Origin of the sequence: Bacillus sp. B1-WWTP-T-0.5-Post-4, from assembly GCF_009183795.1 — a bacterium.
Lineage (GTDB): Bacteria > Bacillota > Bacilli > Bacillales > Bacillaceae_G > Bacillus_A > Bacillus_A cereus.
In genome coordinates this window covers 312,767-332,937 of the sequence record NZ_WEIJ01000006.1, presented here as the reverse complement: position 1 = coordinate 332,937, position 20,171 = coordinate 312,767, and the positions used below count along the sequence as shown (strand labels likewise).

Genomic DNA, 20,171 nt, shown 5'->3' with positions numbered 1-20,171 from the left:
ACATAATCCGTATCCCCAAGATTCTTATTACTTTCCTCTTTACTGGGGCTATTAATTTGTAAATTTTTAAAAGAATCATCATTTATCTCCTAGGAAAATACCGAGGAGATTTTTTTATTGTATGTTCTCTTCCTATTAATATATGTTCTCTTCCTATTAATAATAGTAACAATTGATAGTGTACATACATATAATATTTATATATTAAATTGGAGGTGATAGTACTATGAGTAATTATAACTATCGAAAAAACTACTCTTATAATAAAAATAGTAGCTCTTCAGCATCCTCTCAATCTTCCAATTCTCAATCTTCCAATTCCCAATCGCAAAGAGACTTAGCCGAGCAAGGCTATGTAAAGAAAAAAGGATGTAACTGCAATAAAAATAAATAGTTTATTTTATGGATGAATTCTTTTTTAAAAGAATTCATCTTTTTTTGCTGATCGGAAATTTTTAAAGTTACATAACTTATGCCTTAAATGAGAAAGGGTAAATTATACTTTTTTATACGAACTTAATAAAGAGTAATTATTCAATTGATTTATTACTTATTTCCTCAAAAAATATAGTCCTTCCTAAATTTATTAGGAAGGACTATATACAAACCCCTGTTTAATTTCCTACTAAACATTGTAACAAATTAAACGATATTAATACCTGCACTTACAAATCCAGCAACTGCAGCTATCGGACTTGCTGCTGTTAATGAAACATATAACAGTATTTTATCCCCAGCTGCTACTGGAATAGCTTCAGGTATGATTCCTGATGCTGTAGAACCAATCGCTATTGCGGCAAATGCTGGTGTTAATAATAGAGGTGCGCCTTGTACTGTAAACGTATTGCTTGCTGCAGGTGCAGTTAATATTTGTATTTGCACTTGAACAGGTGATAATGGAGCTAATGCAGCTGTTGCACTAAAGAAACCTGCTAATGACGTAATAACCCCTGCGCGTGGTGCTACAAATGCATAATCACCTACACCTAATGCTAATGTGATACTTGTTCCACCTGTTAAAGCTACACCAGGCTGACTAAATCCAAATCCAAGAAGAGTTCCTGTATTAGCTATTAACGCATTAACTAACGCAGCTGGTGTTGTACCGGAAGCAAATGGAATAATAGCTCCGCCACCAGTTGCACCCGTTGCTCCTGTTAAGCCTGTTGCTCCTGTTAAACCTGTTGCTCCCGTTGGGCCTGTTGCTCCTGTTGGACCTGTCGCTCCTGTTAAGCCTGTTGCTCCTGTTAAACCTGTTGGACCTGTTGGACCTGTCGCTCCCGTTGGGCCTGTTGCTCCTGTTAAACCTGTTGCTCCACCAGTACCTGCTGGACCTGTCGCTCCTGTTGGGCCTGTTGCTCCTGTTGCTCCTGTTAAACCTGTTGGACCTGTCGCTCCGCCTCCTGGACCTGTTGGACCTGTTGGACCTGTCGCTCCACCTCCTGGACCTGTTGGACCTGTTGGACCTGTTGCTCCGCCTCCTGGAGTAGCACCAATTAATTGAGTTAATAAGTTTAATAAAAGTTGTAAACTTGCAGGGTCAATAATTAAAGAGAAGAAGAATGGTGCAAGAGCACTGTAGAATTGTTGTAATAAAGAAAGTAATTGACTTAGATTTGGGTTAGGAGATTGTAGTAAATTAATAATACTTTGAATTAATTGTTTTAAGAAATTCCCTTCTGGAGAAGGTGCTAATTCATTTAGTAAGTTCAATAGTTGAGTAAACAAATTGAGTAAAGCTAATCTGTTTGCATCACTTGGATTTGCAAAAAACGCTGCAATAGCCGCTATTAAAGAGTTTAGTAAAGTAATTAATCTACCTAATTGCTCACTGGTAATTGGAACTGTTTGTGGATTGTTACAGCAATCTGGAGTGAAAACAATCGGATTATTGCAGTGGTTATGACCAAAACAATTATTGTTTGTCATTTATGTCCTCCTTACTTGTTTTATATTTGAGTTTTTCCTATTATAAGGATCATAAAGTTGTAAAAAAATATGTTATATATTGACTTAAAATAGGAAACATGAAATATAATTAAACTTACAAACGCTATTTAATTATGTTCATGACTCACATATTAATTATATGTTTTTAATAATTGACTGCTTAGATTAAATACCTAAACTTACGGGTTTATTTTATTTTTCCACGTTTATCTCTTAGGTTTAAATACACATATTAATTTGAATATACTCAACAATTAACAGTGCCATTTTTTTATATAAATATACATTATTTCTTTACTAAGATTGTGTTCTCTTTTTAAACATGAAGCCGTTTGTATTATAGAGAACTCTCATATAATATATTGAAAAATTCATTTTATATTTTATTCCAATACACTGTGAAAAGGATTGAAGTTAAAATCCCTATCATTCAACCATTTATGACAGCTAGAAATTGAATGTACCTTCACTTAATTTTAACTATTTAAATATAAAACAAAAAAAGACAGATTCCTTTTCATTAAGGATCTGTCCTTTTAATTAATAATGATAAATTGTAATATAATTGAAGATCCTTGCGATGGAGGTTGAGTATCCAATAAAGTTAATTTACCAGTACTCACCTCATATAATGGCTGTGGTTGCATTATTCCATTAATAAATAAATTAATATATGAAACTTCACTAGGCGATAATATATTCGTTGTACCATATTGAGGTATCCCATCGGCATCTGTATATATAAGTTTCTCTCCATCTGCAAAAGTATAATATAACAAATTGGTTGTTGTTATAGGGCCAATACCCCCGGTAGGACCTGTTGCTCCGGTTGGGCCCGTTATTCCAATTGGTCCCGTTTCTCCGGTTAGCCCGGTTACTCCAGTTGGGCCCGTTATTCCAGTCGGGCCCGTTTCTCCAGTTGGACCTGTTTCTCCGGTCGGGCCCGTTATTCCGGTTGGGCCTGTTATTCCGGTTGCTCCTGTTATCCCGGTTGCTCCCGTCGGGCCCGTTATTCCGGTTGCTCCTGTTATTCCGGTCGGTCCTGTTGCTCCTGTTATTCCGGTCGGGCCCGTTTCTCCGGTTGCTCCTGTTATTCCGGTCGGTCCCGTTTCTCCGGTTGCTCCTGTTATTCCGGTCGGTCCCGTTTCTCCTGTTGCTCCCGTCGGGCCCGTTATTCCTATTGCTCCGGTTACTCCGGTTGCTCCTGTTATTCCGGTCGGTCCCGTTTCTCCGGTTGCTCCTGTTATTCCGGTCGGTCCCGTTATTCCGGTTGCTCCTGTTATTCCGGTCGGCCCTGTTGCTCCTGTTGGAATATAAATTGGTGGAAGAATCGGAAATGTAGGTCCAATATTTTCTGGGCCTATCATCCCCTTATTCAATGATAAATTGTCATTGCGTTTCAATTTAATACCTCATTCCACATGTTTTTTAATTCATACACATCATTATGACCCTATCATTAAAGAATAACTTTATAACTATTCTCTTTTTTCTTCCCAAAGAATTATTACATATATTAAACATTTTACCGTTGCTATAACCGCTTTAATTAATATAATAAATTAATCATTCTATTTAAAAAGTACTAAATCTATTACATTCTTATTTAAAAAGATGAGGTGATTTATATTCAAGATAATAATGAAATTAGAAAAAAAGAAATAATGTCAATGGCCCTTGACATTATTTTCCCTTACAGGCTTACTGGACCTACGGGGCCTACTGGAAGTACTGGGCCTACCGGAAGTACTGGGCCTACCGGTAGTACTGGGTCTATCGTTACAACAAACTCTATGTTCGCTAATAATACATCAGGTGGTCCTGTTTCAGTCATATTAGGAGGAACAAACATTCCACTTTCAAATAACCAAAGTCTTGGTAATTTTACAGTTAACGCTTCAAATGACGTATTTACAATTCCTGTAACTGGAAGATATCATTTAACCTATCAAGTTAATACGACAACCGCTCTACTTGCTGGAACTAGACTACTATTAAACGCTTCTACGCCAATTCCTGGCTCTATTTTTTCTCCCGCTTTATCAACTTCAAATTATAGTAATAATTTAATTACTAATTTAAATGCTGGTAATACAATTTCACTACAATTATTTGGTATATTATCTGTCGTGAATTTAGTTGGAGGTGGATCAACAGGTGCCTCTCTTACAATTATACGAATTGATTAAAAAATGATTCATTCTTTTTATAATAAACAATCTAAATACTCAATTGATAAATATTACGATAGTGATTACGTAATAAAAATAAATTGTACTATATCCATAGTAGAAAACATCTATACTAAATTTTCCGTATATATATTATCAATTTACACTTCCCCTATGTCGGTGTTACATTAAAGATGAAGATCGTTTCTTCTTTACAGACCATCTCAATATGTATTTGAGGAACATCTCCAATCCTATACGCGAGAGCAATACTATATTGACACTCAATTGAGTGTCTTTTTTTATATTCAAAAAATAAAACCATCTCTTATAGATGGTTTTAACAATACACATTTACTCTTTATATTATTGCCAGCTTATAAAGCTGGATAATAAATAGTCATACTTAACCGCGTTAATGTTCTTCCTGAATTAGTATAAGTATGCGGTCTATCCGCCTTAAAGCGAATTGAGTCTCCATTATTTAACGTATATTGACAATCGTTTATGTCAATTGTCAATTTCCCTTCAAATACCGTTATAAACTCTTCTGTTCCTTCTTTATGCGCTTCTGAACTTAATTTCCCTTCTGTATCAATTTCAACCATATAGATTTCAAAATTCCTATTATCTTGGAAAGGAAATGAGGGATACACCTTATATCTCCCATTGTCTTCAGACAATACTTGAACATCATTTCGTAAAACTACTTTCGTATCAGGCTGTGGATTATTAATTAAAGAGGTAAATGATACTTTCAAACCATTAGCAATTTTCCATATTGTTGTTAGTGTCGGGCTTGAATCTCCTCTTTCTATCTGTCCAATCATTGTTTTACTTACACCTGTTAATTGAGAGACCTTTTCTAAACTTAATTTTTCTTTTTCACGTATTGATTTTAAATTTTTTGCCAGAATAAGTTGAATTTCTTCCATAAAAAACACTCCTACACTGTATACAATATAACGACCGTTATGTATAATAAAAAGCACACGTTATACTGTTCTTTTTGGTCATTATAACATACAAAAAATTAGGAGGTTTTGAAATGCCTATATTTTCTTTTTTGTTATTTGTATTTATAAGTAGCTTCACACCTGGTCCTAACAATTTCTTAGCTATGACATACGCAAATCAACACGGATTAAAGAGAAGCATAAACTTTTGTTTTGGAGTAGCATTCGGTTTTTTCATCCTCACTTCTTTATGCAGTTTCTTTAATATTGTATTAATTAATATTATCCCTATAATTGAATTTCCTTTAAAAATTTTAGGTATCGCGTATATGCTATATTTAGCCTTTAAAATAATTACTAGTAAAGGCGGTGCCGGTCACAATGAAAAAAATAATAAAAACTTATTTACAGTGGGTATTTTCCTTCAATTTATTAACCCTAAAGGAATATTATTCGGACTCACAGTAGTCTCTACTTTTATACTCCCTTACTACAATTCATATTCAAGTTTTCTACTTTTCTCATTATTTCTAGGTATAGTCGGTTTACTGAGTACATTTAGTTGGAGCCTTTTTGGTTCCATGTTCCAAAAACTTTTATTAAAACATAATCAATTATTTAACATCATTATGGCTGTTTTATTAGTTTTCAGTGCCGTTTCAATCGTTATACACTAATTCGATGCTCATTTTAGATTTTGTACTTTTTAATACCACTCTTTATCATTCAGACTACTTTACATACTAATCCATCCACATACCCTATGTGGTTTAAAACTTTTAAGAGGAAACCTTCTAACAATAGGTTTCCTTCCATATCATATTAAATAAGAAGCAGGTTAAATACGGAGGTGATTTTGATTAAGACTACTTTAATTTCTCATTTTTACAATGAAGAATATTTACTTCCGTGGTGGTTAATGCACCATACAAAGCTATTTGATCATGGCATTCTTATTAACCGTGGATCCACTGATCGTTCAGTTGAAATCTGTAAAACATTCGCTCCTAATTGGGAAATACGAAACTCAAAATCATTCGAATTTGATGCTTATTTAGTTGATCAAGAAGTTATGGAAATTGAAAGAGAAATTACAGGCTGGAAAATGGTATTGAATACGACAGAATTCCTGTGCTGTTATAATAAAGAACAATTTTTCAAATCACTTAACACTATGGGCGGCAATATGTTTTCAATAAGAATGATTATGATGATTGATGAACCGACTCATGGCTACACTAATCCAAGATATAGCTCTCCGCTTGTTAAACAACGTTATCACGGCATAATAATTCAACCTAATCCAAACCAACTATATCTTAACGGTAGATTAATTCACAATAATTCGCACGGGAACTATAGAGTCGGGAGACATGGTTCGCATTATCCTTATAGCATTTACATGGAACCTGCTTTTATTTTTAAATTTTTTTATAGTCCATGGAACGATGCAATGAAAAAACGAAAATTACAAATCGGGCCGACTCTTTCTCAACATAGTGTACGACGCGGATTAGGTTCTCATCACTTAACAACAATTGAAAAATTAGAAAAAAAATACAAATACTATGCAACCTTAACTACGGATCTCCGGTTATTCCCAGAATACCAAATTATATTTCCTGATCTTTGTCCTTAATGTCATGAATATTTAGTTTCGACATCCATCCGTTTTTTATTAACGTACCAACTCCAACTACATACTTTTCTCTAGTAGAAATCTGAGCTAGAACTCTTGCTGCACGGAAATTCCTCTTATTTAATCTCGTATCACTAGCCTATAATCTTTCATACCATTTCATTAAGCACTTGATGTTGGATCAGAAATAAAAAATGGTAGTTCATTTGGAAAATTTTCAATTTCAGATTTTATACCTTCTAAAACAAAGAATTCAAACAATAGAACCTAAACTAAGATTTTAAGTTATGGCTTTATTTTTTTCTTATTATTCACTTTAAAATCTTTTTATAATAATATTGAAAAATACGATATAATATAAATTACTGTTCTTTAGGAGGATCACAATGGCTGATAAGTATAAATTTTTTATTCTCATTGTTACCGCATTTTTTTCATTCTTTTCTTTAATAAAAGATTTCCGCAACACTTCAAAAAGTTTCTTTTGGGGTAGTTTTATCATTCTTACAAGCTTCATGATACTATTAATACATGCTCTAGATTTAACTCAAATACTTTTTTATCCAAAGCAAATTGCGCTTGAATTTATTACAATACCACGTAAATTATTTCTACCATCTGTCACTGAGGCCGCCAGTTTCCCTCCAACACTAAGATAATAATTTGATTAAGAGCTCTTTCTAAAAGAGCTCTCTTTTTTAACATAAACATACCATATACAAAATCCAACCTTAACCACTTAATTACTTATAAGAACCTAACTTATAAAAATGCATAATAATTATACTTATTTACTAGTATACAAGCCGTATCTCTTAGTAGAAGCACAGCATAATATACGATACAGGACAAAACTTTCAAAAAACTTGTCTAAGTTAATTCTCAAAAAGGGGTGAATATAAATGCCTATCGTTAAACCTTTTATAGCTGGAAGACGATTTGTCAGTACAGCCGCAACAGGAACTGCTGCTGGAGCAGATTTAACTTTTGCTAACACAGACTTCACTGATGACACTGGTGCTGTAACAACATTCCCTGCTTCTTATGCCTTTTTAACACTTTATATTAATGGTGTTATTCAAACAGGTGATACTATTACTGGTGTGACTACTACAGCTGCTACTATTGTAGGAGGAGCAGTCCTAGATGGAGGCACTCCTATCGCAATTGAATTTACTATAACGTAAATTTAGTTGTCTTTTTAGAGGTTTCATTAAAAGAAACCTCTAATTTTAAAAATTCACATCAATTTTAGTAGCAACTACATAATACAGTGCAAATACTAGATAGAATGATAGAAATTTATACTCACTCTCAAAAAGAGCACTTATCTGTAGTGATCTTTTTGAGAGTGCAATAATTTTGCGCCTATTTGCTCTTGGAGAACCTACTAAGCAGTTAGCTAACTGCTTTTTCCATATAGTATTTATTATTATTCATAGCTTTATCCGTAATAGTAATGCTTGTGCACTATCTACTATAAATTTTCATATATTGTATTATGCTTGTCCAAAATGTGAAGTTAATACTCACGAAATCTAAATACAAGAAAGGAGTGAAAATATGCGCTCATCCATTCGTAAATTCGCTAATTTTAATTGTGAAGCACAAGTACCTAGTACACTACCTGCCCTAGGTTTTGCCTTCAATGCTACTTCACCTCAATTTGCAACATTATTTACACCACTACTATTACCTAGTACAGGCCCAAATCCTAATATTACTGTCCCTGTAATCAATGATACAATTAGTACTGGAACTGGTATTAAAATTCAGGTAGCTGGTATTTATCAAATTAGCTATACATTAACGATTAGCCTTGATAACGTTCCATTAGCCCCGGAAGCAGCACGCTTTTTCTTGACATTAAATTCATCGACTAATGTTATTGCAGGATCCGGAACCGCAGTCCGTTCTAATATTATCGGAACTGGTGAAGTCGATGTATCAAGTGGTGTCATTCTAATTAACTTAAACCCTGGTGATTTAATTCAAATTGTCCCCGTTGAAGTAATAGGTACAGTAGATATTCGTTCTGCAGCGTTAACAGTTGCGCAAATTCGTTAATAAAGTGAAACTTTAATCAGCCCTCACCAATCGGACTTTACGGGCAGTCCAGCCCCCGCCTAACTTCTTTGCTTCTGCTGAATTTTGAGGTGGGGGTCTTACTACCCGGCAAATAGCAGGATAAAAACAAAAGACTTGGCTAATTAACATTTATTGTTCCTTATACACAATATCTTTTTATAGATTTGACACACATTTATATTAAACAAGCATATTTTATTGTATGACTATATAGTCATACAAATCTAAAGCGTTCATAAAAGCACACTTATATGTGTGCTTTATTTTTCATTAAAACCTACAACATTCTCACACAATATCCATATATTATCTTGATTCCTCTCTAAATATATGGTTTGTCTCAGAGCGCTTTTAACAGCGTTCTTTTTATTTAAATTCCAATTTGTAAGGTTCGATTTTATGATTTACGTTATACACATGCTACGCTACTTTTGAAACAAGGTATACATCCAAAGACTATAAGTGAACACTTCAGTTATAAAGATATGTTCATAACATTAAATCGTTATTCACATGTTTTTCCTAGCATACAGGGGATGCTTTTAAAATATATAGTGAAAGACCATTTGAATAGTAATATTTACAAATATAAAAATACGGTTTCTCCTCTCAAGAGAAACCGCAACATATCAATGCTTTTACTATATTTTAAACTGGCTCGTATACAAATCAAAATAAAACCCTTTATCTTCCATGAGAGATTCATGATCCCCTCTTTCTAAAATTCCCCCATCCTTTATAACAAGGATTTGATCTGCTTTTTCAATTGTTTTAAGTCGGTGAGCGATCACAAAACTTGTGCGACCTCTCATTAAATTATTTAGTCCTGCTTGTATTTGTAATTCTGTTCTTGTGTCAATATTAGATGTCGCTTCATCGAGAATTAATATATCTGCATCTGCTAAAATTGCTCGTGCAATCGCAAGAAGTTGTTTTTGTCCTTGACTTAAATTCGATCCTTCTGAAGCAATTTCTGTTTCATATTGATTTGGCAAATGCTTAATAAAAGAATGTGCAGATGCTGCCTTAGCTGCAGTGATAACTTCTTCATCAGTAGCATCTAAGCGTCCATAACGGATATTATCCATAATTGAACCAGCAAATAAATACGTATCCTGTAAAACTACTCCAATTTTACTTCGTAAAGAATTAATATCATAATCTTTTATATCTTTTCCATCAATATGAATTTGTCCTTGCTGTATATCGTAAAAGCGAGTTAACAAATTAATGATTGTTGTTTTCCCTGATCCAGTCGGACCAACTAAAGCAATTGTCTCTCCTGGCTGCGCTTTAAGACTCACTTCTTTTAAAATTGTTTTATTTTCTGCGTAGCCAAATGAAACATTCTCAAGTGCAACATGCCCTTGTAAATTTTGTACAACAAATGCGTCTTTTTTATTTTGAATTTCTGGTACCTCATCCATAATCTCAAAAACACGTTCTCCACCAGCAACTGCCGCTTGAATTGTATTCATTAAAGTCGCAAATTGACTTAGCGGTCTTGAGAATTGACGAGAATAATTAATAAAAGCCGCAATAACTCCTACTGTTGTCATTCCGTTTAAGACCATAACTGATCCAGTCCCAATGACAAGCCCCATACCTAAGTTATTAATAAAGTTCATACTTGGAAAAATAAAAGCTGAAAATGTATCAGCCTTCGTAGCTGAAACTCTTAGCCGTTCATTAATTTTATTGAACTTTTGTACAGTTTCTTTTTCTTTTCCATACAACGTTGTAACATCCGCACCTGTAATTGCTTCCTCAATAAATCCATTTAATTCACCTAAATCTTTTTGACGCTTCGCAAAGTTTTTACCACTATATGCAACTAGTTTTTTTGTAACGTAAAACATAATAGGTACTGTAATTAAAGTTACAATTGCTAAAATCCAATTTAAAGCGAACATCGCAATCGTTACACCTATAAAAGTTAACGCTGATGAAATAATTTGTACAACACTTTGTGTCAAAGCTTGATTCAAATTATCTATATCATTTGTCACACGGCTCATTAAATCACCTTGGGAACGCACATCAAAGAACCGTAAAGAAAGCGTTTGGATTTTCTCAAAAATATCTTGTCGTATTTTTTGAATTGTTTTTAATGCAACGTTAATCATGACAAATGTTTGTAACCATGTTAAAAGTACAGTTACACCGTAAATCGCGATAAGTAACATACACATTCTTGCTGTACCACTTAAATCTTTCGGTACAATATATTGATCTATAATGACCCCCATAAAATAGGGACCTAATAATCCAAGTAAAGTAGTAACAACGACTAGAAATATAACAAACATAAGAGCAGCTTTTTGGTAGCCCATATAGTTCCATATCCGCATTACAGTTCCTTGAGCATTTTTAGCTTTCCCCATCTTTGGCGTGTTTCGTCCACCTTTATTAGCAAATTGCCCTTGAAAATTACGCATGTTCTTCCCCACCTTCTTTATGCAAATTACCACCTTGGGAAAGATAAATTTCCTGATAAACCTCACTTTGTTCTAACAATTGTTCATGTGTACCATTGCCAACTAATTCACCATTATCTAATACAAGTATTTTATCCGCATCCATTATGGAAGAAATTTTGGACGCAATTAATAAAGTCGTTGTGCCTTTATATTTTGTTTTTAAAGCTGTTTGAATAGTAGCCTCTGATTTCGCATCAACTGCTGACGTAGAATCATCTAATATGAGAATCGGTGGTTTTCTCACAAGTGCCCTTGCAATTGATACACGTTGTTTTTGTCCACCTGATAGATTTGTCGCACCTTGTGTTAAATTATATTGATAAGATTCTTCCAGCTTATTGATAAACTCAGTCGCACAAGCTGATGCAGCTGCTACTTCCAGCTCATCATGTGTTGCATCTTCTTTACCATAACGTAAATTCTCTTCTATACTACCTGAGAACAACAATGCCTTCTGAGGTACAAACCCTATTGAAGCACGGAGTTTTTGCAAATCATATGTTTTAACATCTATTCCATCTATACATATTTCACCTTGATCCACATCATATAGACGTGGTAACAGTTTCGCTAAGGTAGATTTACCACTTCCAGTTGATCCAATAACCCCTACTTTTTCACCTTTTTGTATGCTAAACGAAATATCTTTTAAAACGTATTCATTATTTTTCGTATAGCTATAACTAACATTTTTAAATTCGATATTCCCCTCGATTTTCTCAGGTTCAATCGCATTCGCTTTGCTTATAATATCAACCCCGGTATTTAACACTTGCTGTACACGATCCGCAGATGGAAAAGCTCGCGCAATTTGAATAAATACCATGCTAATCGACATAAGTGACATTAAAATGATATTCAAGTAATTAATAAATGCCAAAATCGCTCCTACTTGAAGCGTTCCATCGAATACTTTTTCTCCACCAATCCATAATGTTGCGACAATCCCGCCACTTACAACTAGCATAATGATTGGCATCATTAAAGAAATAAGTTGCACAGCTCGAATATTTATCTTCGTTAAATTTGTATTTACATTTCCAAATTGAGCGATTTCGTATTTTTGTCTTACATACGCTTTTATAACACGCACACCAGATAAATTTTCTTGTAGCTTTGTATTCACTTTGTCTAATGCCTCTTGCACCTTTTTAAATGTACCACTTGCTTTACTTGCAATTAAAATAATCGCAAGTAATAAAATCGGAACAACTACAAGTAATATTGGAAATAACTCTCGCGCTGTTACAAAAACAATAATTATACTTCCGATAAATAACAGTGGACCACGAACGAGAACACGTAATGTCATCGTCATTGCCGATTGAATGGAAGTGATATCATTTGTCACGATCGTTAATAATTTACCTGTTCCAAATGAGTCCCGATTATTACTAGAAAATGTTTCTATTTTCGCAAACACATCTTTTCGTATGTCTGTAGCGAAATTAACAGCTGCTTTTGTAGAATACATCATACACCCAAGCCCTCCAACTAAACCGAGTGCTGCTGCTCCTATCATAAGAAACCCCATTTTTATTACATAATTTAAATCCCGATTTGCAATCCCAACATCAATGATATGTTGCATAATAGTCGGTTGAATTAAGTCCATCGCAACCTCAAGTACCATAAATAGCGGCCCAATAATAGCGAAGAACATGTATGGTTTTAAATACTGTAATAACTTACGAAATGATTTCATACATAATCTCCTTTTCCCACGAAATTACCACTGAATAATTGATATCCCTCCTTATTTAAGCGATATATTTTGTAATTTCTTCATTACTTCTATTATATTATGTAAATTAATATTTAACATTATTAAATGATAAGTATTAATGACTTTCTGGTCAATACATATGCTTTATATTATATAAATACAAAAACCGCATTCTTAATGAAAAGAATACGGTTTTTCATCTATATTTCTTCAATTGTAAAATGTAAAAACTCAGTCTCAAATCCCTTATTTTTAGAAGGACTACACGTGTAAAAACCTATTTTAATAGGCTCATTCCCTATATCCTCCATCAAATGAGCGATTCTTATTTGTTCCCATTGATGGCTCTTTTTCACATATATTGTATAATCACCGCGTTTTCGAATAATTCGAAAACAAAGTTGTTGCTTAGCTGCTTCAGTTGGATAATCTTGCGTTGACCAGTCAGAATATCCATTATTCGTTACGACAGCACCTAAGTGAGATGGCCCTTCAGGGATATATTCCAAAGATGTTTTTAGCCAACAGTTCTCCGAAATCATAACAAAAAGACCTGCTTGATCGAATTTTGAATTTGGATTCATACGTAACTGAACTTCAGCTTGAAAGTCTGTCATCATCTCATTATAAAATACATGACCATTCATTACTTCAAAACCATAATGTGTTTTAAGCCAAAAATCGGTTTCTGCTTTCGAACGGACAATAAACGCATGATTATCATTAATCTTATAGTACTCAGGTACATTCATTATAGTGAGTTGCTCAATACGTTCTGGTATATACGATATATTCATAGTTCCTCCATAATAAAGCATTTATATAGACATTTAAAACTCCGCTAATACTGGGAATTTATAACCTTTAAAATCTAACTCTTTATCACTTCGCACCATTAAATACTTGCTAGACTGTAATTCTGTAAACTGTACATCCTCAACCCCTAATTGATCCGGAGAAAAATAAAATTCGATTTCAGTAAACCTTTCATTGATTTCTCCACATAATTCATCTAAAACCGGAAGTACTGGCGCAAATACTCCAAATAATTTCAACTTTTCATTGTCTACTTCATAAACGATTAAAGCATCTAGTTTCTCTGAATAATACAATTTCTCATTCCATTCCGAATCATACATATTCAAATAAAATGAAGGATGGAAGTTTAAAGTTGAAAAACTATTTGAAAGCCTTTGGCTACTATCAATAGTTTCATGTATTAACTGTCTATTCTCTATATTATAGTAATCTAACTTTTTAAGTAGTGAATCGTTATTATTAATATTTTTATCATATGGTATAGTCATCAAATATTCCTGCACAACTTTAAATCCAAATGCTGTATATAGTTCAGGTTTTTCCGTAAACAATAATGCACAGTCACATTTCTTATCGATTTCTTCTATCATTTTACCCATTAATTGTGTCATTAGCCCTTGTCTACGGAAATTAGGGTGTGTCATTACTGATTGAATACCCGCTGCATTTATTTTTTCACCATTAATTAATAATGGGAGTGAAAATGCCGCAACATTTGCAATCACTTTATCTTCTTGTAAAAACGATAAAGCTTTATATGTATCATCCCAATATCCTTTATCCGAAAAATCATTCAATGTTTGAGTTGTAATTCCAAACACTTCTTCAAATAAAGGAAATAACTGCTCTCTTTTCGGTTCTTCTATTAGAAGACTTGCCAATTTTTCAACATTCCCCATGTTGTACCTCCAAATATTAAATTCCATTAAATTAGATATACTTATATGACCTACTCTTAAAAATAGAGGTCTTACCAATCAATATACTATCATAAAACATAAAAAAAAAGTCTAATTAATTTTATGTTTTGACTATTTGAAAATAAGTCGAATAAAACAATATTAAGATTTCTGGATATTAATTAGTTTATTATATAAAAATAGCGCTTTCTAATTAGCTTTTACTAATAGAAATACACTATTTATAATAAAATATTTTTATTCTTTTATCCCTTCAAGTCTTTCCTTCGTATTAATTTCTTCTCCACTTATACGCTTTTCAAAAGACTTTCTCCAACTACATGAAAGTGCATTTACTTCTAATATCCTTTTTACCCCTTCAATATTTTGTTTTTCCTTATGCATGATACGATTAGCAAACGCTACTGAAACACCTTTTGGATCAGACTGTAGTTTTTTTAAGGTATCGACTGATGATACCCATCCTTCTTTTAATACACGAAAATAAAATCCTGTATATCCTGTTTCTTGAAAATATAGTGGTAACTTTGGAATATTATATTTTTTTGCTAATTTAAAACAAGGTTGCCTTGGCTGTGTTACCTGTACGATTGCCTGTCCTAGCTCAAACGTATCACCAATACAAACATCCTCTTCGCGCATACCACTAACTGTTATATTTTCTCCGAAAGCCCCATATACAAAATCTTGATTCAATTCTTTTTTCCAATATGGATAGTGATCACCAGTATAAACACAAACTGCTTTATCTACTCCTCCATGATGAACTAAGTCAGCTTGTCCATCCCCATTAAATTTTACAAAGGATAAATATACCGGTTCCTTTACTTGTTTCTTATTTATGCCTGTATGAATTACTTTTCCGCCGTATGTAACCTCTTTTGGTAATCCTATATTTAAAGATAATAATTGATATTCATTAGCCATTCTATTTCCTCCTTTACAGGTGTTACATGTATTTTCTCTCGATTAATTTTTACAAACCTCTCTGTTATATAAAGATGATTATAAAACCTCTAAAATCATTGTTCAATTCAATTATTTATATAATAATGATAGGTATAACCTATTATTATACTTGAGGTGATTCCAATCGAATTACGACAACTTGAATACTTTTTAGCTGTTTCAAAAGAATTACATTTCACAAAAGCAGCTGAAAAATTAAATATTTCACAGCCTTCTCTAAGTCAACAAATACGTGCATTAGAGCATGAAGTAGGAATGCCACTTTTCGATCGAATTGGTAAAAAAATATCATTAACTGAAGCAGGGAAGATTTTATTATCACATAGTAAAACCATTTTTCATGAAGTCGAACAAGCTCGTTCAGCTATTCAAGACCTAAACGGATTACAGCAAGGTTCCTTAACAATAGGGGCTTTGTTAACCGTCGTAAATTATTTACTACCACCAGCTATTTTAAATTTTAATAATTTATATCCTAATATAGAGCTTTCTGTATTAGGGCTTCGTACAGGAGATATTCGTGAAAAATTATTACAAAACGAACTAGATATTGGAATTACATTTCTCCCGGTGCAAGATAAAGAGATTATCTCCATCCCTCTATACAAAAGCGATCTTACATTGGTCGTGCCCACTGGTCATCGATTAGCTGAACGTAATCATGTATCTATTGCTGAATTACAGAACTACCCTTTAATTCTTTTACCTAAAAATTTCTTTTTAACCGAACTAATTACATCTCATTGTCAAAAGTTAAACTTTAAACCAAGGCCAATTTTAGAAATTAGTACGATGGAATCTTTAATCCAAATGGTTTCCAAAGGAATGGGAATTACAGTGTTACCCAAACCATATATAGACTTTTTACAAAATAAAAACATTCAAGCTATTAAAATAGAAAACCCTACTCCAATAATTGAAATAGGGCTAATTTATAGAAAAGATAAATATATGTGTGCTGCAACTCGAAAATTTATTGAGCAACTAAAAATCACAGTACGTTCTTTCCAAAACTAAACAAAAGAGATTATCCTATGAAACCGTTTCACAACAATTTAGTAGAATAATCTCTTTTCAAAACAAAGTAAACATTATATTTAACTCCTATAAACTTTAATGTACCCTTTTAGATATTGGAATATATTTTGTAAAATATGCACCAACTAGCAATAATACAATTGAAAATAACCAAGTAAAAGCACCGCCAAAATGAAACCAATATGCAAACATATTTAAGATTGCAAGTGAAAAGAAGCAAATAGAAGTTACCGCACTTTTCAATCCTTTTATCCCAGACTTTTTTCTCTTTTGATAAGCAATATACATCGCAATGACAAGAAAAAAGATAAGAACAAATGGTAACATAACCTTTAGTATTGATAATCCCTCCAGTATAAATGCACTCTTTACATCACCATCTTACCCCATTTATCTTTTAGGTATCAATTCATTCTTATCTTCCTTCCAAAAGTCAGTATAAGTTTTATTTTTAAAGTTCACGTTCACCTCAGAAAACGGCATACTTCCTCCAACTTTCAATGAATACCAGTCGTTTAAAAGTGGTGATCCGAAACAAATCTTCATTGTACAATCATGTAAATCGAATAATACAGAATGTAAAGTTCCAAACCATTCTTCATAGTTATGCACAGTAAGTCCAGCAGGATATTCTTCTTCTACTAACTTTTTTAAAGACTCTATGCTTACTTGTTCATATCTATTTAAATGCTCATGTAAAAGGTAATATCTCTTTGTTGATTGTTCTAATTTCCTATTATTTAATTTCTGAATTGATGAACTAACTGCATGGTTTGTTGATACAATAAAAGCTTGTTTTTCACCATCAATCGTTATTGTCGATTTATGACCGTCAAATATTTCAATATATGCTGCACTTAAAGGATCAGCTATTATTAAATTAATATTACTAGCAATTGGTATTTCTTCTATTAGTGACTTAGCTTCCTGCACATTTTTACATTTCTCCAACAACAATCGAATTACCGCAAAACATTGTAAACCATTTACCATTGGCTTTCTTAAACCTGCAATGTTTCCTACTGGTTGACCACATGCTGAAAATGTAACAGATAATCCATGTTCGTTAACCCCTTCTGTTCGACCAAAATATTGAGTAGAAAAACCACTATGTGCATACACACCTTCAACATGCGTCGAGCAAAAACGCATATCATCTATTACTGGTGACAAATCATAATTTCTTAATACATATGTGTGTTTTGAATCTGTCTTTTTAGGTAATACTGCACAATGACTACAACCTGCTTTCAATAGTGTTTGATAGTAATACATCATATTTTTTGAAGGAATTTTTAACACTTCACAAAACCCCTCAATTTCTTCATTTATGCCTGGACAATGTTTGTTTAGTATATTTCTCGATTCTGTCCAATGGTTATTAGATATTACATTTGCTTCGTGTATAAATTGCGGGATGAGATACGGATTTTGTTTCACGAATTCCCCTTGTTGCTTTCCAATCTCATAATAACTTCCTTTTAATGATGAAAAATACCCCTTTACTTGATACATCAAACTCCCCCTCACATTGGATATATCCATATCGTACCAAATGGATTTCATTCATCCTTGATGTTTTTTACTATCTTTCTTTAACACCATTCCATTTTAATATCTCCACTAATAATTATTTACTAGACAATTAAAGTTTTGTTAATATTGCTGTAATAGCTTTATTTCAAAATAAAGTAGTTTGGATATCAAATGAGCAAAATACTTTGTTAAACCCACTTATAAGCAATCATCTAATTCATGAAATCAAAAAACTTATTTATCAAAATAAAAGGAGAATTTATGTATGAGTAGTTGCAAACCAATTGATAAATTAACTATTGAGGACCTAAAACAAAACCCCATTTGGGAATGGGCAATAGATGAAGAGGAAAACGAAGAACATGACGAAACATGGGTAAAACCAGCGGCAACTACTAATTTTACAGAAGAATTAAACGGTTCAATCGTACTAGGCGAATTATTCTTACATAATGGTGAAAAATTCCCTATGATGTGTGAAATTGATATTGAAGGTGACGAGGCCGTAATTCGTTCTGTTGTTTATTATAAGGAAGCAAAAAATGAGTATATTGCTATAGAAGATATTGTGAAAACGGTCGAAATGCCGTTATCGATTATTATTAATCTTACAATTCATGCAGAATCCAAAACCTTACGCTTCACTGCACATAAAGTAGATATTTATAAAAATTCAATAACAACTAATTTAAAGTAAAGTTGGTCGAAATATAGAAAACCATTATGAAATAAAAACTGGGAAATCATTAACGATTTTCCAGTTTTTTAAACTATATTAAAGTATCCCCTTTTCCACTAAAGTCTCTGCGATTTGAACTGAATTCCAAGCCGCACCTTTTAATAAATTATCGGAAACAATCCAGAGGTGGAATCCGTTTGGCGTATCAGGATCTTTACGTATTCTTCCGACAAATGTATCTATTTTCCCTTCTGCATATAATGGCATTGGATACAGCTGTTCACTAGGGTTATCCTGCAAAATAACACCTGGTGCATCCATTAGTACTTCCTTGATTTCCGCAACGGTTGCTTCTTTTTCCAGTTCTATATAAACCGATTCTGAATGCCCTGATACAACTGGAACACGTACACAAGTAGCTGCCATTTTCAGGTTTTCATCTTCTAATATTTTCTTCGTTTCTTGAATCATTTTTACTTCTTCAAAAGTAAAATCATTGTCTGTAAATATATCTACTTGAGGCAGTACATTAAACGCTATTGGGTAATGTTTTTTATCTTTTTTCGCCGGTAATATATTACTTTTCACTTCTTCACCAGCAAGCATAGACTTAGCCTGCTCTTGTAATTCATGAATCGCATGAATGCCAGAACCCGATACAGCTTGATATGTTGAAACGATAATTCTTTCTAAACCGAATGATTTTCGAATCGGCTGAAGTGCTGTTACCATCTGTAATGCTGAACAATTTGGAACTGCAATGATACCTTTATGCTGTTTTAAAGTGTGCGCATTTACTTCCGGAACAACGAGCGGTACATCTTGCGCCATTCGGTACTCACTTGTGTTATCAATTACAATCGCACCACTAGAAACTGCATGAGTTACAAATTGTCTAGATACTTCTCCCCCAGCGCTAAAAAAGGCAATATCTACACCTTCAAAGCTAGTTGTTTTTGCCTCTTGTATAATTATCTCTCGTCCTTTGAATCTTACTTTCTTACCAGCGGATCGTTTTGACGAAAGCAATGTAACTTCAACTATATTAAACTTTATTTCATTCTCTAACAGTTCAATAATTTTTTGCCCTACCGCACCTGTAGCCCCAACAACAGCTACATGATAGCCCTTTTTGTTCATCTTTTCTCCTCCAATATCACCTAAATGAATATTTCTACAATTTCATTTTATACAGAATTT

The 20,171-nt window shown here is 33.2% G+C and carries 19 protein-coding genes; 8 read left to right on the top strand and 11 right to left on the bottom strand.

Going from position 1 to position 20,171, the window contains the following annotated elements; genetic code table 11:
• Window positions 1-642: 642 nt before the first annotated feature.
• Window positions 643-1,929, bottom strand: a complete 1,287-nt coding sequence (locus GBN91_RS20180; protein WP_152122104.1) for an exosporium glycoprotein BclB-related protein — start codon at window positions 1,927-1,929, stop codon at window positions 643-645.
• Window positions 1,930-2,486: 557 nt separating this feature from the next.
• On the bottom strand, window positions 2,487-3,353 hold the full coding sequence (locus GBN91_RS20175; RefSeq protein ID WP_152122102.1) for a DUF4183 domain-containing protein: 867 nt from the start codon (window positions 3,351-3,353) through the stop codon (window positions 2,487-2,489).
• Window positions 3,354-3,569: 216 nt separating this feature from the next.
• Here GBN91_RS20175 and GBN91_RS20170 point away from each other — a divergent pair, with 216 nt between their 5' ends.
• A complete protein-coding gene (locus GBN91_RS20170; RefSeq protein WP_149215807.1) occupies window positions 3,570-4,139 on the top strand; it encodes a BclA C-terminal domain-containing protein in 570 nt (189 codons plus the stop codon).
• 359 nt (window positions 4,140-4,498) lie between these two features.
• Here GBN91_RS20170 and GBN91_RS20165 read toward each other — a convergent pair whose 3' ends face one another.
• Window positions 4,499-5,113, bottom strand: coding sequence for a helix-turn-helix domain-containing protein (locus tag GBN91_RS20165; protein ID WP_113732221.1), 615 nt, complete (start codon window positions 5,111-5,113; stop codon window positions 4,499-4,501).
• Window positions 5,114-5,169: 56 nt separating this feature from the next.
• On the opposite strand from GBN91_RS20165, the gene GBN91_RS20160 reads away from it, so the two are divergent.
• From GBN91_RS20160 to exsF, 5 genes are all read left to right on the top strand, one after another.
• Window positions 5,170-5,754, top strand: coding sequence for a LysE family transporter (locus GBN91_RS20160; protein WP_149215806.1), 585 nt, complete (start codon window positions 5,170-5,172; stop codon window positions 5,752-5,754).
• A gap of 179 nt (window positions 5,755-5,933) precedes the next feature.
• Window positions 5,934-6,716, top strand: a complete 783-nt coding sequence (locus GBN91_RS20155; protein ID WP_000598280.1) for a glycosyltransferase family 2 protein — start codon at window positions 5,934-5,936, stop codon at window positions 6,714-6,716.
• 386 nt (window positions 6,717-7,102) lie between these two features.
• On the top strand, window positions 7,103-7,375 hold the full coding sequence (locus GBN91_RS20150; protein ID WP_000774115.1) for a hypothetical protein: 273 nt from the start codon (window positions 7,103-7,105) through the stop codon (window positions 7,373-7,375).
• A gap of 243 nt (window positions 7,376-7,618) precedes the next feature.
• Window positions 7,619-7,903 carry a DUF4183 domain-containing protein gene (locus tag GBN91_RS20145; protein WP_001123247.1) on the top strand — a complete coding sequence of 95 codons (285 nt, stop codon included), beginning with the start codon at window positions 7,619-7,621 and terminating at the stop codon, window positions 7,901-7,903.
• Between the two features lie 376 nt (window positions 7,904-8,279).
• The gene (gene exsF, locus GBN91_RS20140) at window positions 8,280-8,783 is read left to right on the top strand and encodes an exosporium protein ExsF (RefSeq protein WP_152122099.1); all 504 of its coding nucleotides are present in this window, start codon (window positions 8,280-8,282) and stop codon (window positions 8,781-8,783) included.
• A 662-nt stretch (window positions 8,784-9,445) separates the two neighbouring features.
• Here the strand turns inward: exsF and GBN91_RS20130 are convergent.
• The 5 genes from GBN91_RS20130 to GBN91_RS20110 form a co-directional block, all read right to left on the bottom strand.
• Window positions 9,446-11,242 carry an ABC transporter ATP-binding protein gene (locus GBN91_RS20130; RefSeq protein ID WP_152122097.1) on the bottom strand — a complete coding sequence of 599 codons (1,797 nt, stop codon included), beginning with the start codon at window positions 11,240-11,242 and terminating at the stop codon, window positions 9,446-9,448.
• Window positions 11,235-12,989, bottom strand: a complete 1,755-nt coding sequence (locus GBN91_RS20125) for an ABC transporter ATP-binding protein (protein WP_152122094.1) — start codon at window positions 12,987-12,989, stop codon at window positions 11,235-11,237. Before GBN91_RS20125 ends, GBN91_RS20130 begins: the two co-directional genes overlap by 8 nt.
• A 221-nt stretch (window positions 12,990-13,210) precedes the next feature.
• Complete coding sequence (locus GBN91_RS20120) at window positions 13,211-13,807, bottom strand: DUF1349 domain-containing protein (RefSeq protein ID WP_152122092.1); 597 nt, start codon at window positions 13,805-13,807, stop codon at window positions 13,211-13,213.
• A gap of 33 nt (window positions 13,808-13,840) precedes the next feature.
• The gene (locus tag GBN91_RS20115; protein ID WP_152122090.1) at window positions 13,841-14,728 is read right to left on the bottom strand and encodes a GNAT family N-acetyltransferase; all 888 of its coding nucleotides are present in this window, start codon (window positions 14,726-14,728) and stop codon (window positions 13,841-13,843) included.
• A 258-nt stretch (window positions 14,729-14,986) separates the two neighbouring features.
• A complete protein-coding gene (locus GBN91_RS20110; RefSeq protein WP_152122088.1) occupies window positions 14,987-15,676 on the bottom strand; it encodes an MOSC domain-containing protein in 690 nt (229 codons plus the stop codon).
• Window positions 15,677-15,832: 156 nt separating this feature from the next.
• On the opposite strand from GBN91_RS20110, the gene GBN91_RS20105 reads away from it, so the two are divergent.
• The gene (locus tag GBN91_RS20105; protein ID WP_149215847.1) at window positions 15,833-16,735 is read left to right on the top strand and encodes a LysR family transcriptional regulator; all 903 of its coding nucleotides are present in this window, start codon (window positions 15,833-15,835) and stop codon (window positions 16,733-16,735) included.
• A 96-nt stretch (window positions 16,736-16,831) separates the two neighbouring features.
• Here GBN91_RS20105 and GBN91_RS20100 read toward each other — a convergent pair whose 3' ends face one another.
• Window positions 16,832-17,083, bottom strand: coding sequence for a hypothetical protein (locus tag GBN91_RS20100; RefSeq protein WP_000936605.1), 252 nt, complete (start codon window positions 17,081-17,083; stop codon window positions 16,832-16,834).
• Between the two features lie 63 nt (window positions 17,084-17,146).
• Window positions 17,147-18,271 (bottom strand): C45 family autoproteolytic acyltransferase/hydrolase, encoded by a 1,125-nt coding sequence (locus tag GBN91_RS20095; RefSeq protein ID WP_152122086.1) that lies wholly within the window; start codon window positions 18,269-18,271, stop codon window positions 17,147-17,149.
• 286 nt (window positions 18,272-18,557) lie between these two features.
• Here GBN91_RS20095 and GBN91_RS20090 point away from each other — a divergent pair, with 286 nt between their 5' ends.
• The gene (locus tag GBN91_RS20090) at window positions 18,558-18,989 is read left to right on the top strand and encodes a hypothetical protein (protein WP_044307218.1); all 432 of its coding nucleotides are present in this window, start codon (window positions 18,558-18,560) and stop codon (window positions 18,987-18,989) included.
• A gap of 78 nt (window positions 18,990-19,067) precedes the next feature.
• On the opposite strand, the gene GBN91_RS20085 is transcribed toward GBN91_RS20090, so the two are convergent.
• Window positions 19,068-20,111: an aspartate-semialdehyde dehydrogenase gene (locus GBN91_RS20085; protein ID WP_001034720.1), complete on the bottom strand. Its 1,044-nt coding sequence runs from the start codon at window positions 20,109-20,111 to the stop codon at window positions 19,068-19,070.
• Window positions 20,112-20,171 lie beyond the last annotated feature (60 nt).